General features: G+C 62.6%; 13 protein-coding genes, 1 other RNA gene and 1 riboswitch. Of the genes, 5 read left to right on the top strand and 9 right to left on the bottom strand.

From position 1 onward, the window contains the following. Nucleotides 1–190: 190 nt before the first annotated feature. The 6 genes from PAB09_RS04030 to PAB09_RS04005 form a co-directional block, all read right to left on the bottom strand. Complete coding sequence (locus tag PAB09_RS04030; RefSeq protein WP_271034775.1) at nucleotides 191–1,210, bottom strand: siderophore ABC transporter substrate-binding protein; 1,020 nt, start codon at nucleotides 1,208–1,210, stop codon at nucleotides 191–193. 485 nt (nucleotides 1,211–1,695) lie between these two features. Continuing rightward, nucleotides 1,696–2,502: an energy-coupling factor ABC transporter ATP-binding protein gene (locus PAB09_RS04025; RefSeq protein ID WP_271034774.1), complete on the bottom strand. Its 807-nt coding sequence runs from the start codon at nucleotides 2,500–2,502 to the stop codon at nucleotides 1,696–1,698. A 173-nt stretch (nucleotides 2,503–2,675) separates the two neighbouring features. After that, the gene (gene cbiQ, locus PAB09_RS04020; RefSeq protein WP_271034773.1) at nucleotides 2,676–3,401 is read right to left on the bottom strand and encodes a cobalt ECF transporter T component CbiQ; all 726 of its coding nucleotides are present in this window, start codon (nucleotides 3,399–3,401) and stop codon (nucleotides 2,676–2,678) included. Between the two features lie 3 nt (nucleotides 3,402–3,404). Then, a complete protein-coding gene (locus tag PAB09_RS04015) occupies nucleotides 3,405–3,767 on the bottom strand; it encodes an energy-coupling factor ABC transporter substrate-binding protein (RefSeq protein ID WP_271034772.1) in 363 nt (120 codons plus the stop codon). A 31-nt stretch (nucleotides 3,768–3,798) separates the two neighbouring features. Continuing rightward, entirely contained in the window at nucleotides 3,799–4,473 is a 675-nt protein-coding gene (locus PAB09_RS04010; protein ID WP_271034771.1) for an energy-coupling factor ABC transporter permease, read from the bottom strand. A gap of 42 nt (nucleotides 4,474–4,515) precedes the next feature. Beyond that, nucleotides 4,516–4,727: riboswitch (cobalamin riboswitch) on the bottom strand. Between the two features lie 116 nt (nucleotides 4,728–4,843). Then, the gene (locus PAB09_RS04005) at nucleotides 4,844–5,449 is read right to left on the bottom strand and encodes a dihydrofolate reductase family protein (RefSeq protein ID WP_271034770.1); all 606 of its coding nucleotides are present in this window, start codon (nucleotides 5,447–5,449) and stop codon (nucleotides 4,844–4,846) included. A gap of 108 nt (nucleotides 5,450–5,557) precedes the next feature. Between PAB09_RS04005 and PAB09_RS04000 the strand changes: the two genes are divergently transcribed. The 3 genes from PAB09_RS04000 to ssrA all read left to right on the top strand — a co-directional run bounded on the left by PAB09_RS04000 (nucleotide 5,558) and on the right by ssrA (nucleotide 7,974). Continuing rightward, nucleotides 5,558–6,859 (top strand): MFS transporter, encoded by a 1,302-nt coding sequence (locus PAB09_RS04000; protein ID WP_271034769.1) that lies wholly within the window; start codon nucleotides 5,558–5,560, stop codon nucleotides 6,857–6,859. A gap of 9 nt (nucleotides 6,860–6,868) precedes the next feature. Next, nucleotides 6,869–7,480: a hypothetical protein gene (locus PAB09_RS03995; protein ID WP_271034768.1), complete on the top strand. Its 612-nt coding sequence runs from the start codon at nucleotides 6,869–6,871 to the stop codon at nucleotides 7,478–7,480. A 113-nt stretch (nucleotides 7,481–7,593) separates the two neighbouring features. After that, nucleotides 7,594–7,974, top strand: a transfer-messenger RNA (tmRNA) gene (gene ssrA / locus PAB09_RS03990). A gap of 245 nt (nucleotides 7,975–8,219) precedes the next feature. Here the strand turns inward: ssrA and PAB09_RS03985 are convergent. From PAB09_RS03985 to PAB09_RS03975, 3 genes are all read right to left on the bottom strand, one after another. After that, nucleotides 8,220–9,224: an amidohydrolase family protein gene (locus tag PAB09_RS03985; RefSeq protein ID WP_271034767.1), complete on the bottom strand. Its 1,005-nt coding sequence runs from the start codon at nucleotides 9,222–9,224 to the stop codon at nucleotides 8,220–8,222. 93 nt (nucleotides 9,225–9,317) lie between these two features. Continuing rightward, a complete protein-coding gene (locus PAB09_RS03980) occupies nucleotides 9,318–10,481 on the bottom strand; it encodes an MFS transporter (protein ID WP_271034766.1) in 1,164 nt (387 codons plus the stop codon). A 76-nt stretch (nucleotides 10,482–10,557) separates the two neighbouring features. Then, on the bottom strand, nucleotides 10,558–10,770 hold the full coding sequence (locus PAB09_RS03975; protein WP_271034765.1) for a hypothetical protein: 213 nt from the start codon (nucleotides 10,768–10,770) through the stop codon (nucleotides 10,558–10,560). Nucleotides 10,771–10,937: 167 nt separating this feature from the next. Between PAB09_RS03975 and PAB09_RS03970 the strand changes: the two genes are divergently transcribed. Beyond that, nucleotides 10,938–11,843: a winged helix-turn-helix domain-containing protein gene (locus tag PAB09_RS03970; RefSeq protein ID WP_271034764.1), complete on the top strand. Its 906-nt coding sequence runs from the start codon at nucleotides 10,938–10,940 to the stop codon at nucleotides 11,841–11,843. A 200-nt stretch (nucleotides 11,844–12,043) separates the two neighbouring features. Beyond that, nucleotides 12,044–13,198, top strand: a complete 1,155-nt coding sequence (locus PAB09_RS03965) for a ParA family protein (RefSeq protein WP_271034763.1) — start codon at nucleotides 12,044–12,046, stop codon at nucleotides 13,196–13,198. Nucleotides 13,199–13,280 lie beyond the last annotated feature (82 nt).

Here is a 13,280-nt window from a genome sequence, read left to right as displayed (position 1 = left end):
GGTGCCGGCTGTGGCTTGGGGCTAGAAAAGGGGCTGGTTACGGTCATCGTGACCTCTACTACTTCGAGAAACGCGAGAGGCCAAACGCGACACCGGGAGGATATCTTCCTCACCATGTGGGGTGTCGCGTTTGGCTTACGCTGGGGTTTAGGTGGCTACAGGTGCCGGGGATGACTGACCCATCGGGTTCCTACTTGCCTTCGAAAGCGTCGGCGATGGAGTTGAGGATCTCCGTGTAGGTGATGATGGACTCGTTGGTGTAGGTGTCGGCCGGCGCCAGGATGGTTTTGCCATCCTTGACTGCTGTGACGTTGCCCAAAGCAGCGTTGTTGGTGATCACGTCGAGTGCGGGGGTGTAGCCTTCCTCGTCGGCAGTGGACAGGGAGGCATCGCGGTCGAGAACGAAGATCCAGGTCGGGTTGGACTCCGCGATGGCCTCGACGGAGATGTCGTCACCCTCGTGGTTCGAGGAGGCCTCCGAGACCTCAAGCGCGGGCTTGAGACCAAGCAGGTCGAAGATCGGGCCCCACACGCGACCAATGCTCGGCGCGACGTAGCCGATCTCACCGCCGGAGACGTTGACGCCCATGACGGTATCCGTGCCGTTGTACGCGTTCTTTGCGCGCTCCAGCGCCGCATCGAAGTCGGCGATGAGAGCATCGGCTTCGGACTGCTTGCCGAGCGCCTCGCCGAGGGCGGTGACCTGGCGCTTGAGCTCGGAATCCAGCGGCTCGCCGTCGCGCGGCTCGAGCTCGATGATCGGGGTGTCCGGGTTGAGGTTCTTGATGTCCTCGTAGTACTGGGTGAAGCGCTGGCCGTTGATAATGAGGTCCGGCTCGGCGGCAACGAGGGCCTCGAGGTCGGGCTCGCGGTGGTTGCCTAGGTCGACGATGTCATCGTTGTTCTTGTAATCCGGAACCGTCTTGGGAACCAGCTGCTTCGGCACGGCCACCGGAGTAATGCCCCACTGGTTAAGGATCTCGAAGCTGCGGTTGTCGGTGACCGCGATGCGAGAAGCGCCTGCAGGAACCTCGACGGTGCCGTGGTTGTCCTCGATCTCGATGGTTCCCGAAAAGGCAGCGGTGGCCGAAGCCGAGGAATCGGAGCTCGCGCTAGAGGATCCGGACTCGCCGCCGGCGCTGGAGCAGGCGGTCAAGGCGATGGCGGAGGCGGTCAAGACAGCGATGAGCTTTGGAAGCTTTACAGACATGGTTCCCTTTAAGTTCGTCGTTTCACTGGGTGGTCGGCTAGCTTGCCGGGCAGTTCCAGGGGCCGCTGCCCGGCAGGCCACAGCGGACGATCATGCGCGCCCGCGACGCCGATAGCTGAGAGCCCGCGACGTATTGAGTGGTCCGCATAATCAGTCGGCTAATTTCTATAGCCTTGCCTTAGTAAGGCTATGTTTACCTACAACCAGAAACCTACATAGCTTTGCCTAACTTAGGCAAGCCACACTTGAATTCTTGCCCAGGGCCGCTCCCCCACCTAGCCAAAAGCAGCAGCTCGGGGCACCACTTTTGGGTTACCCCCGGAAGCGGGCACACCGCAACAAAGGGACACCCGACACGTGATCGATACGAAAGACCCCGGCGCGAGGAGAGGTTGCTCACGCCGGGGCCCGCATGTGAATCATGTTCCCGGGGATCTCCACAGCACTTGCGTGACGTGAAGGTGATGTATCCCTGGATCTTTCTCCTAGGCATCGCCTAGAAGCTTGTAGATGTCACCGACCTCGGTGACAGGCTTGTTGATCAACCTGGACACCGCCGGTGCCCAGGGAAGCTCAAGTTGCGCGCGCTGCATGAGCGCGGCATCGGAAAGTACCTGCTCGGCTGGGCCCGACTCCAGGAGCCCGTCGACCAAGATGGCGGCCTCGCTGGCTACTTCATAGGCAAAGTTGACGTCGTGGGTGCACACCACGATCCCCGTGCCCTGAGCGGCAAGGCGCGCAATGACTCGCGCCATTTCGCGTTTTCCGCGCGGATCCAGACCGGCCGTAGGTTCGTCGAGAAGCAACACGGCCGGACGCATGGCCAACGCACCGGCCAAGACCACCCGTTTGCGCTGTCCGAAGGACAGGTGATGCGGGACGCGCTCGGCGAGCTCGCTTATACCCGTGGCCACCAGGGCTTCCGCCACCCGCTGCTCCACCTCTTGGGTACTAAGCCCCTGGTTGACAGGGCCGAAGGACACGTCCGCGCGGACCGTAGTGGCAAAGATCTGATCGTCTGGTTCCTGGAGCACCAGCTGGACCCGGCGCCGCACCCGATCGCGGCCCGTACGGTCATATAAGACCTGCTGTCCGTCCAGGAGCACCTCGCCCTGATGGGGTTTCCAGCTGGCAGCCAACAACCGCAGCAGCGTGGACTTTCCCGCCCCATTGCGCCCCAACAGCGCCGTGACCTCCCCCGGCCGGATGACAACATCGACCCCACGCAGCACCGATTGCCCATCGTGGGAGAACTTTAGCCCGTTGGCCGCAAGTATGGGTGAAGGTGCCACTTTTAGTTGCTCCTCACTATCACTGTGTTCACTGTGTAAATCAACGTTCTTCAACTCTCGGAACCCACTCCGCTCATCCCTGCACGCGCCGCGCTCCCCGCGACTCCCGCAGATTGCACACCCGCGACTCGCCACGGGGCACAGCCAAAGGAGCAGGCCAATGGACTAGAGCCCTAGACCACGAAACCGATGGCCCCAAGTGCCACAAGCAGGCACACGATGCACGCCAACCGCGCTGGGTTCACCTCGCGGGTGGGTGCGAGCACGGCCATCGCCGTGGGGTCTGCACGAAGCTCAAGTCCCTGGCCAAGCCGGCGCGCGCGCTCGAGGCTGAGCACGAAAAGCGTGGCCGCTTGGGAGGCGATCGAGGAAATCCAGCGCCGCCTGCTCGAATGTCCCAGCCGCATGGCCTGGGCCTCCCACATCGTCCGCGAGGTGACGATGAGCGTGGAGATCATGCGATACATCACGACCACCACATAGGTCAAAGTTTCCGGCACCCCGACTCGGCCGAACCAGGCGATAAGCTCCGCGATCGGCGTGGTCAGCGCGAGCACCATCATCGCCGCGGTGGCCACGAAGCTGCGCGTCATGAGTACCAGCGCATTGGCGACGCCATTATCGACCAGATGCAGTCCGCTCGTATCAAGCCGTACCATCAGCGGAATGATGCCTAGGGCGATAAATACCGCCGGCGCCGCGACCAGCGTGGCGTAGAGGCGCCAGGGCACCTTCGCTCGTGCGGCCAGCGCCAGCACGATCGCTGCGACCAGCGGCACCCCGACGGCTGCGGGCAGGAGCAGCACGGCGAAGATGAGCCCGATAAAAAGCAGCAGCTTCTCTCCTACGTTGATGTGTGCCCACGGCGAGGCCGCAGCCGCCCGTTCCAGCGGGTTCATAACCTAGAAAGCGTCTTCTTCCCGGGTTTCGGCTGCCTGCGCTTGGCGTTGTTCTGCTTTCCGACGGCCACGGTACACGCCCAGCACATACCCCAACGCGCCCGCGCCGAGGGCGGCCTGGAGCGCGAAGAGGCCGGACTCCACCTCCCCGGGCAGCTCGCCCACGATCGGATCGAACCACGGCTCATAGTCCGGGTCTTGTTCGACAATGATCGACTCCGCGGCGGCGTCGGTGCCGCCGAAGGCCTCCTCCACCGCCGGATCGCCGAGGTTGAAAAACATCGGAAAAGCGGCGATGACCAGCACCAGGACGATGAGACCGATGGTGACCCAATTCCCCTTGCGCGAAAACTTCTGCGTATTCATTCCTTATCTCCCCAGGTCCTCGTTCAGCCCTTTAGGCCTTGACCAATTCTTTTTCCTTGGCCACGCCCAGCCCGGTGAGCTCGGCCGGTGCCAGCGCGCGCAGCGAACGCATGACCAAGACGGTCACGATCGCCTCGACCACCGCCAGCGGGAGCTGGGTGGGCGCATACAGCGCGAGGAAGGACATCGCCGCCTGGCCAATCTCGCCGTTGTTGTGCGCGAGCGCAAGCTGCAAGGCGGTGACCACGTAGGTGGAAAGATCGGCGGCAAAGGCGGCGAAGAACACCCCTACCTCTAGGCTCGCACCCAGTCTGCGGGCAAGCAGCCAGAAGCCGTAGCCCACCCAGGGGCCAACGATCGCCATCGAGAAAACATTGGCCCCGAGTGTGGTGATGCCGCCGTGGGCTAGCAACAACGCCTGGAATAGCAGGACGATCGTACCCAAAAAGGCCATGACCGGCGGTTTGAACAACACCGCTCCCAGCCCGGTGCCTGTGGGATGGGAGGAGGACCCGGTCACAGACGGGATCTTGAGGGCGGATAGCACGAAGGTAAAAGCACCGGCGGCGCCTAACAGCAGTCCCGATTCCGGTTTGTCCTTGATCTGTTTGTGTACCTGGGTCGCGCCGTGGATGACGAAAGGCGCGGCAACACAGGTCCACGCCACGGCGTGGGAAACGGGAAGGAATCCCTCTGCGATATGCATTATTCTCCAACTTTCAGCAACACCCGGGTCCCCGCAGGTGGAAACGAACAGTAGTCGCAGCCGGTCTCCTGGCTTATGGCCTCGATCTTCGGGCTTCCCCTTCCCAACCGATGGTCAGTGGGGTCCTTGATATACGCCCAAGGTGGGAAGGCGCTGTGGCCTTCCTGCCGAAATCTTGTCAGCCAAATACAGTGGCGGGGTCCGCTGCCGGATTCCAACCGGCATTCCCGATCACTGCGACCTACTTAGTATAATGGGTTGCAATAGCCCCTCCCCTCCTTTGGGAGTCCCCCGCTTTCGTCGCACCAAGAAAAGCAAGGCCGAACGTCGACGTCGAATGATGGGGTCACAGGGCTTTTGCCCGCAGACCTTACTCCCGCAAGCGTTGCGGATGCGGGGCGATTGCCTCACTGCTGAGCACGTCGTAGACGACCTTGATGATGCCGTTGGAGTAGGCCTGCGACTCCACCAGCTTCAGGCGCTGCTTGTCCTTGTCGGCCTCGCTAAACAGGCGCTTGCCCGCGCCCAGCAGGACGGGGAAGACCAACAGGTGATAGCGATCGACCAGACCCGCGTCGGCAAGCGCGGCGCCGAGGGTGGCCGAGCCGTGGACGAGGATGGGGCCGCCGTCTTGCTCCTTAAGCGCTGCGACCTCATCGACGCCGCGCAGGATGGTGGCGTCCCAGCCGGGGTCGGCCTTGATCAACGTGGTGCTCACCACGTAGCGGGGCATGGCGTTGTATTCGGCGAACTCCTCCATCTTCGGCCACACCGGGGCGAAGGCCTCATAGGAGGTGCGCCCCAATAGCAACGCACCCGCCTCCGCCTGCTCGGTGCCCTTGATCTCGTAGGCCTCGGGCACGAAATCGATGTCTGTGAAGGTCCAGCCCGAATTCCGGTAGCCCGGCTCGCCGCCAGGGGCTTCCATGACGCCATCGGCGGAAATGAAGGCGGTAACAATTAACGGTCGCGCCATGACAGGCCCCATTTCTGTATGCATAGACAATTGATAATTCCCCTTATCATAGGGGATGCAACCTGCCAGGAGTGTGCGTCATTCATGCAGGTCTGAGAAAGGAAAACTATGCCCCATCCCTCTACCGCCTGGCTATATCTGGGCTCTGCGGCGTTGTCGATGTTCGGCAACGCCGTGGCCGGCATCGTATGGCCGTGGCTGGTTCTAGAGCGCACCGGCAGCCCGCAGGCCGCTAGCGTCGTCGCCGCGGCGATCGCCATCCCCTCGCTCATTTTCGCCTACTTCGGCGGCAACCTCATCGACTCTGTCGGGCGCAAGCCCATGTCCGTGGTCTCCGACATCATCTCTGGCGCCTCCATCATCGCTTTGATCATCGTCGACCAGACCACCACCTTAAACCTCACGCTGTTTATCGTCATCGGCATCATCGGCGCCGTCGGCGATATCCCCGGCATGTCCGCGCGGGCTGCGCTCATCGGCGACGTGGCCGCCGCCTCCGGTAAGGACCTGGCCTTCCTCTCCGGTATCAACCAGGGGCTTTCCGGCTTCAGCTTCCTGCTCGGTCCCGCCGTGGCGGGCGTGCTCATGTCGACCCTGCCCATCCAGCAGGTCTTGTGGATCACCGCCGCATGCTCGCTGCTCGCCGCACTGCTGACCTTCTTCCTGCGCCTGGGTGTCACCTCCCCCGCTGCTGCCGACAGCAACGGCGCGATTCCCGCACCGGATGCGGTCCCGGCGGCGTCGGCAAGCACCGCCAGCGAACCTGATGCAACCGACACCTACCCCGGTTGGCAGGGCTGGAAGCTGGCTTTGAGCTATCCTCTCGTGCGCCTGCTCGCGCTCGACTCCCTTTTGGCGATGGCACTGGTCATGCCGTATTTGATGGTGCTGTTGCCCGCCCGGTTCCAGGAGCGCAACCAGCCGGAACTGCTAGGGCTTTCCATGTCGGCCTATGCGGTGGGCATGATGGTCGCCAGCATCGTCGCCACCAAGATCGCTCGCCATGAAAGATTCGCGTGGACGCTGGGAATGGTGCTCTACATCATCGGCTTCGCCTGCATGGGCTTCCTCGACTCGGCGTGGCTAGTAATCGCGGGCATGGCGATTTCCGGCCTCGGCGGCGGCGTGCTCAACCCCTTGCAGATGGTGCTGATCACCGAGTCTGTCCCGGAACAGATCCGCGGGCGCACCTTTTCCATCTTCACCGCCATCGGCCAGGTCGCTGGCCCCATTGGTCTGGCCGCCACCTCGCTGGCATTGGGCGTGACCAGCATCTATGTGCTTGCCGCCGTCTGCGCCATCCTGTGGGCTATCTTTGCCTGCTTCCTTATTACCTGGGGCATACGGCTTCTTTCCCATCGCGCCGAGGCTTCCCAACCTGCCCCACCGCAAGCTAGAACCACCAGCTAGGAGTACCCCTTGTCTGAATCCACCCGCCCCGACCTGTGGACTGCTTCCGTGCGCGCCACCGGCATCACCGAGGCCCAATGGTTGGACTACTTCGCCGATCACCACGACACCCCGCATGATGAGCTCGCCAAGCTCGCCTACCAGCGCCTCTATGATCACGCGGCCACCCATCCCGCGCTCGCGGACAAAAACCTACATTGGTGGGCTCAGGGAATCGCCGTGGCCTTCGAGTACCACATTGGCCGCCGTGCCAGGGCCCAGCGCTGCGACGGCACCTTCGGCGCGAGCGCATCCAAGACTCTCAACGGCACCATGGACCAGGTCGCCGACGCGTGGGCGGCGTTTGCCGGCAACCTCTACGAGGTCGCTGGCGTCGCGCTTGCCGACGAACCCCGCCGCACCGCAACCGACAAGTGGCGCTACTGGCGCACCGAACTCGACAACGGCGTTCCCGTCAGCGTGAACATCACGAACAAAGCCCCGGCCAAAGAAGGCACCCCGAAGGTAGCACTCGCAGTGGAGATGCGCGGGCTGGAGTCCACCGAACAATCCGACGCCTTCAAGGCCGCCTGGAAACAAATCCTTAGCGACTTTGCCGCCTATTACAAGAAACATTCCTAAAAGGTCCCCACGTCCGAGGACTCTTCATCGCTTCTTGCAATCCTGGGTGAGGAGAGAGTAGTGTAGGGCTACTGCACGAAGTCAGATGCACTTTCCCGCCTTCGTGTGAGCATGGGGTCGATGTGGTTTCGACTGCGTGCATTAAGCCAGGGGAAGCGTGCCGGTGCAGGCTAGAGACCACCGTATGAGCGTCGCAGCAACTAATAAACGCAGAGAACAACTCTCAGCGTGACTACGCCCTCGCTGCCTAATTTCAGCGACGCGTGTCTGTCAGCCTAGGCTTCGTTCCTGGCCTAGATCCTGGCATCGACTAAGGAACTTGCTCTTTGATTGAGTCATCAGGGTCAAAGGGGACTTTCACTGCTGACTGGGCCCATCATCCGGAGGTGTTTGCCCCATCCGGAGGGTCGAGCAGAGATTCCGCGCGAACTGCGCACGGAGAAGCCCTGGCAAGGTGACGTAGGACCCGGGTTCAATTCCCGGCGGCTCCACAAAAGGGCAGGTCAGAGGTACTTTTTGAACGAGTACCGCTGGCCTGTTTTCTTATTTTCTCTGTTCCCTGGGTGCTGTTGAAACTACTCTGGTAAGACCCCAAAATTCAACACCAGCTCCGGGCACTGGCGGGAAATTCCCGTGGCCACACCTGCGATCAAAGCTGGAAAACAACGCGGGGTCGCAGGTGCCGCAACGCCCGGAGTAGGGTTTTTCGTGCGGACTGGGGACGTCGGAAAGCAAAAACCTAGTACCCGTACAAGCGTGCGGCATTGCCCGAAAGCACCACCTCTATGTCTTCCGGGGACAGGCGCGAGCCACGAATGTAATCGAAGGCGCGGAGGTATTTCTCGCGCTGAAAATAGGGGAAATCAGAACCCGCAAGCAGCTGCGTGGCGCCGAAGGTCTTCGCCGCGAGGATGAGTGAGGGCTCGTGAAAGTTGGCCGCACCGAAATACATCGTGCGCAATTGCTCCAGCGGTGAGTGCGCGAATGCCTGCCAATCCTCGAAGTTGTCCTCTATGCGCTGCGCGATAAAGGGCACGTCACCACCCAAATGAGCCACATGGAATCGCACCTGCGGGAAGCGCCGTACAACATCGGCCTTCAGCAGCTGCAAGACGGCCGTGGCATCCTCGACCGGGGCACCATTGACCCAGGTCAGACCAGAGCCGGATAGCATCGGCGAGCAGGCCGCGTACCCGGTGGGGTGGATATTCACGATCGCGTGATAGTCATTGAGTGCCTCCCAAACGGGGTCGAGCGCGGGCTCGTCGAGAAACTGCGGCCCGGCCTGCTTACTCGCTATCGTCATCGTCGGGAGAGAAACACCAACAAAGCCCAGTTCGTCGAAGATGCGTGGGATCTCCTTCAGCGCTTCGTCCACGTGCGGCGACGGCAACGCACCATAGCCATTGAACCGGCCTGGGTAGGTGTCGATGATGCGCGCGTATTCGTCGTTGACCAAACGCGATGCGTGAAGCGCATGCGTGGGATCCGGCAAGCTGGGTACCTGCGGGGTTGCGGCGATGACCTGGGAGGCCACGCCCGCGCGATCCATCCACTCCAGGCGCGCGGCGATCTCGCTCCTACTCGTTCCCGCGCCGAGCCCGCGCGCGATGGCGATCTCCGACTCCGGGCGGCCATGATCGCGCAGGAAGTCCAGGTAAGTCTCCGGGAAGAAATGGGCGTGGGTGTCAATGGCCGGGGCGCCTAGTGTCTGTGTCCGTTGTGTGTCAGGCTGGGTCATCATACGTGCTTCCTTATCTCTGCGATAAGACTTACGTGAATGGGCATTGGGCAGCGAGTCTCGCGCCTGGGCTAGGTTGCCTTGGGTTTGACCTGGCTAGCCCTGAGATTGAGCGATGACTCCTGGCCGCTTGGAGGAACGCGCTGCCAGCGAAAGCAGTGTTGCGACGAGCCCGAGTACCACCCCGATCACCGCGACGACGATCAGCGCCGTCGCAGACGGAACGGTTTTGTCCCCCACCGACACCGCTAACGAGCCGGTGATCGCAGCGACCATCGCCGAGGAAGCGGCCATGCCGATCGAGCGCATCAACGCATTGACGACATTGGCGGAGCCTGTTTCGGCCGCGGGGGAATGCGCCACGATCATCATCGGCAAACCGGCGTAGCCGATGCCCACGCCTATGGCCACGACCGTCGCCCAGAAGATGACCAACCCGCCGTTGCCGGCCGCGAGCAACCGCCCGACGTAACCAGCCGTGGTAATCGCGGCACCTGTGGCCACCACCGTGCGGGCACCATAACGCGAGGCCAGGCGGGCGCTTATCGGGGCAACCGCAAACATCGACGCCGCCGACGGCAGCACGGCAAGTCCGGCATCGCGCGAAGCCCACGCAAAGCCACCTTGCACGATCGGATTCTGCAGCTCAAGGGTGGTCAACAGCAGGTTGCTAAACATCAACAAACCCAAAAGAATCGATGCCAGATTGGTCAATAGGATCGGGCGCGTGGCCGAGGTGCGCAGGTTCACCAGCGGCGATGCGCAGGTGGCCTCCACCTTCACCCAGGCCACGAACACGGTCAGCCCGGCAACAAGGCAACCCAGCGTCAGAGGGCTCGCCCATCCCCACGCGCCACCTTGAGAGATCGCCGTGAGCAACGCTGTGAGACCCAAGGAGAGCAACAGCGCCCCAGGGACGTCAAACTGCCCGCGTGCGGACGCGGGCGCGGCCGGGATAGAAGCCCAGATCGCCGCGATCGCCATCAAGGACATGACGGCCGCGAACCAGAACATCGATTCCCACCCAAGCCAGGACAAAAGCACTCCGCCGACGGGGATGCCCAATCCCCCGCCGATGCCCAGCATGGCGCTCAGCAACGCCAGAGCCCCCGGCAGGCGCCGGTGGGGCAGGCTGTGGCGCATCTGCGCCATGGCGATAGGAATCAAGGCGGTGCCCATCCCCTGAAGCCCGCGGCTTACGATAACGGTGGTAATCCCGCCCAGCGGCGCGATGACCGAGCTTACAAAGACGAGTCCCATTGTCGCCCGCCATCATCATCCGACGCCGCGGCAGAAGGTCACCGAGGCGACCAAAGACCGGCGTGGTGGTGACAAGCTAGGACACCGCGGTCGGGCTGGTGGCAAGAATCAGCGGGAAAAGCGGAATCGCCGGGACCACCAGGGACTGCAAGAGTGTGACCACTAGGAAGGAAAACGCCGCGGTGGCGATCATCAAGGTGTCGTGCGGGTTGGCGCTCGGCCCGGTCGTTTCGGCCGTGGCCGGTGGGTCGATAGGAGCGTGTTGTCGTGTGGTTTCACCGGTGCTCATAAGCTGGTTTCTCCTCATCCATGGTCCTTTTTCCCCGCACTCATCTGTGCTCTCGTGCACTGCGCGGGTGGCGTGAATGACAGCCACCTTAGGCAGGCGAGTGCACGGAAAGATACCAAGTTGCATGAAACCGGCAAAATTGCAGCGCCTTTTGGGAGGATAGAAGCATGAATCCCAGGAATCCTCGCTCGCATCAGGCACGACCCTTGGAGGCGGCCGACCGCGCGCTCATCGATGCCATCGTCAAGGATCCGGGCGCCACCTTTGCCCAGTGGGCGGCGATGACCGGGCAAAGCCCACGCACCATCGCCCGACGGTACGCAACCCTCACGCAGGCGGGAATCGTGAGGGTGGTCGGGCGCACCCAGCCCGGCTTCGGCGGCCGCACCGCCTTCATCGCCCGCGCCGTCGGCGCACCGGCCAGGCTCGGCCCGCTCGGGGTGAGGCTTGCTGAGCTACCTTCCGCGCGCTGGGTGCGTCTTTCCCGCGACCGCGCCGAGATCTACTGCGGCCTGGTGGCCGCCGCAGAGGAATACCACGAGGTGTTAGGCCTTCTCTATTCCCAAATCCCGGCGCGCGACGTCCAGGTATCTCAGTTGGTGTCGGTGTGGGGCCAGCCGGGAAGTGCCACCGAGGGCGCGGAGTTTCTGGATGCCATCGACGAGGGGCTCATCGCCCTCCTGGCTCACGATGGACGCATCAGCGCGGTGGATGCCGCACGGCGGCTCGGCGTGGATGCAGCCACCATCTCCCGGCATCGCAATCGGCTTCTTCGATCCGGCATTGTGTACTACGAGGCGGTCTACGCCCCCACCGCACTAGGAAGCACCGGGGATTTCAGCCTCTGGTTATGCGTGTCCCCGGGGCATGTCGTGGCACTGGGCGAGCATCTGCGTGCGCTTAACGCGACGAAGTTTGTCGCGGCTACCAGCGGCAGCACCCAGATCTATGCCAACGTAGTCTTAAGCGATGCAAGCGACTTGCCTGCCTTCTACGACAGCTTGTCCGGCTTCGATATTCGCGGAGTCGAGGCGGTTGCCATGGGGCATGTCCTCAAGCAGTCGGCGACCTAGGAGCCTAGGATTCTTCCTTGTCGCTATTCCTTTTCGTCTTCACTTTCTTCTTCTCCTGTTCTCCCCCACCCGGTCCCCACCCGCCTCGTGCGCGATGGATGCTTTCGACAGTATGTTGTTACAAGTTTCCCTCGACGAGTTTTAGGTCAGTCCTCGACTTGTCCTTCAACGATTCCTGAACAGAAGAAAAAGAACCCTCCATGACTCATCGCGTTCATACCATCAGCTTCTTTAATAACAAGGGCGGTGTCGGCAAGACCACACTGTCTACCAACGTTGCGCACTACTTTGCACTGTCGGGCCTGCGCGTGTTGTACGTCGATTGCGATCCGCAGTGCAACGCCACCCAGCTCATGCTCAGCGAGGAGCAGACAGCCAACATTTATGGCTACCACGAGCAGGATTCGGTTTCCGACGACAGTGCTTTCCGACGTTCCCTGCGTCAGACCGTGGTGTCGCTTTTCCTGCCGCTCATGGAGGGCGAACCGAGTATCGACGCCGACTTTTACCCGGTGCGCTCGGAGCGCTTCCAGCTCGACGTGGTGCCCGGGCACCCGGCTTTGTCCCAGATCGAAGACGTGATGAGCGATGCGTGGTCGGCGGCCAAGGGCGGCAAGACCGGCGACTTCCGGCGCATCCATTGGGCCGGGCAGCTCGCGCACGCCGTCGAGCAGCGCGACCTTTACGACGTCATCTTCTTCGACGTCGGCCCCAGCCTCGGCCCCTTTAACCGCACGGTGTTGTTGGGCTGTGACGCCTTCGTCACCCCGACGGCGACGGACCTGTTTTCCTTCCACGCCTTCGGCAACCTCTCGCGCTGGTTTGATGCGTGGGTGACCGAGTACAGCGAGATAGCCGAGCGCTGCATCGCCGCGTGGAGCGCCCACGCCTTCGATATGGAAAGCAAGCTCGCGCCGCTGCGCCTGCCGGGACGCGATGGGCGGGCGCTGCGCTACCTGGGGTATACCAACCTGGAGTACGTCAAGCGCAAGGCCAACGGCCAAGAGCAGCTCATCGGCGCCTTCGAACGCTTCCGGGGGCGGTTTGCGGATGAGGCCGCCCGAATCGGGCGCAGCCTGGGCTACGAGCTCGATGATTACCTCATCGGCTTCGTCCCGCAGATGCACTCCATGCCCGCCACCGCACAAGACGTCCACTCCCCCATCGCAGCGCTTACCTCCGCCGACGGGGTGCGCGGCACCCAGCTCAACCAGCGCGACAACTACGTCTCCAACATCCACGCCCTAGCGAAGGAAGTACTCACCCGCTTCCGCACGGCCGAGGAAGCCACCGCTTTTGGCGCTGCGGGTTTGGAGGGGTCCTCGTCTGACCCGGTAACCCGCGAGAACGTGTGATGAGGCGGCGGTGATCCAGGACGTGGACACAGACGTCGAAAATGGCGCGGATGCTTTACCGGGATACAGCTACGTGGCGAGG

The organism is Corynebacterium sp. SCR221107 (assembly GCF_027886475.1).
Classification (GTDB): Bacteria; Actinomycetota; Actinomycetes; order Mycobacteriales; family Mycobacteriaceae; genus Corynebacterium.
The sequence above is the reverse complement of the archived record's forward strand: the minus strand, read 5'-3'. Positions and strand labels throughout refer to the sequence as shown.

What these genes read in the sequence shown, in the direction of transcription:
- PAB09_RS04030 (WP_271034775.1), bottom strand. Translation starts at nt 1,210, where the DNA reads ATGTCTGTAAAGCTTCCAAAGCTCATCGCTGTCTTGACCGCCTCCGCC.
- cbiQ (WP_271034773.1), bottom strand. Translation starts at nt 3,401, where the DNA reads ATGAACCCGCTGGAACGGGCGGCTGCGGCCTCGCCGTGGGCACACATC.
- PAB09_RS04015 (WP_271034772.1), bottom strand. Translation starts at nt 3,767, where the DNA reads ATGAATACGCAGAAGTTTTCGCGCAAGGGGAATTGGGTCACCATCGGT.
- PAB09_RS04010 (WP_271034771.1), bottom strand. Translation starts at nt 4,473, where the DNA reads ATGCATATCGCAGAGGGATTCCTTCCCGTTTCCCACGCCGTGGCGTGG.
- PAB09_RS04005 (WP_271034770.1), bottom strand. Translation starts at nt 5,449, where the DNA reads ATGGCGCGACCGTTAATTGTTACCGCCTTCATTTCCGCCGATGGCGTC.
- PAB09_RS04000 (WP_271034769.1), top strand. Translation starts at nt 5,558, where the DNA reads ATGCCCCATCCCTCTACCGCCTGGCTATATCTGGGCTCTGCGGCGTTG.
- PAB09_RS03985 (WP_271034767.1), bottom strand. Translation starts at nt 9,224, where the DNA reads ATGATGACCCAGCCTGACACACAACGGACACAGACACTAGGCGCCCCG.
- PAB09_RS03980 (WP_271034766.1), bottom strand. Translation starts at nt 10,481, where the DNA reads ATGGGACTCGTCTTTGTAAGCTCGGTCATCGCGCCGCTGGGCGGGATT.
- PAB09_RS03975 (WP_271034765.1), bottom strand. Translation starts at nt 10,770, where the DNA reads ATGAGCACCGGTGAAACCACACGACAACACGCTCCTATCGACCCACCG.
- PAB09_RS03970 (WP_271034764.1), top strand. Translation starts at nt 10,938, where the DNA reads ATGAATCCCAGGAATCCTCGCTCGCATCAGGCACGACCCTTGGAGGCG.
- PAB09_RS03965 (WP_271034763.1), top strand. Translation starts at nt 12,044, where the DNA reads ATGACTCATCGCGTTCATACCATCAGCTTCTTTAATAACAAGGGCGGT.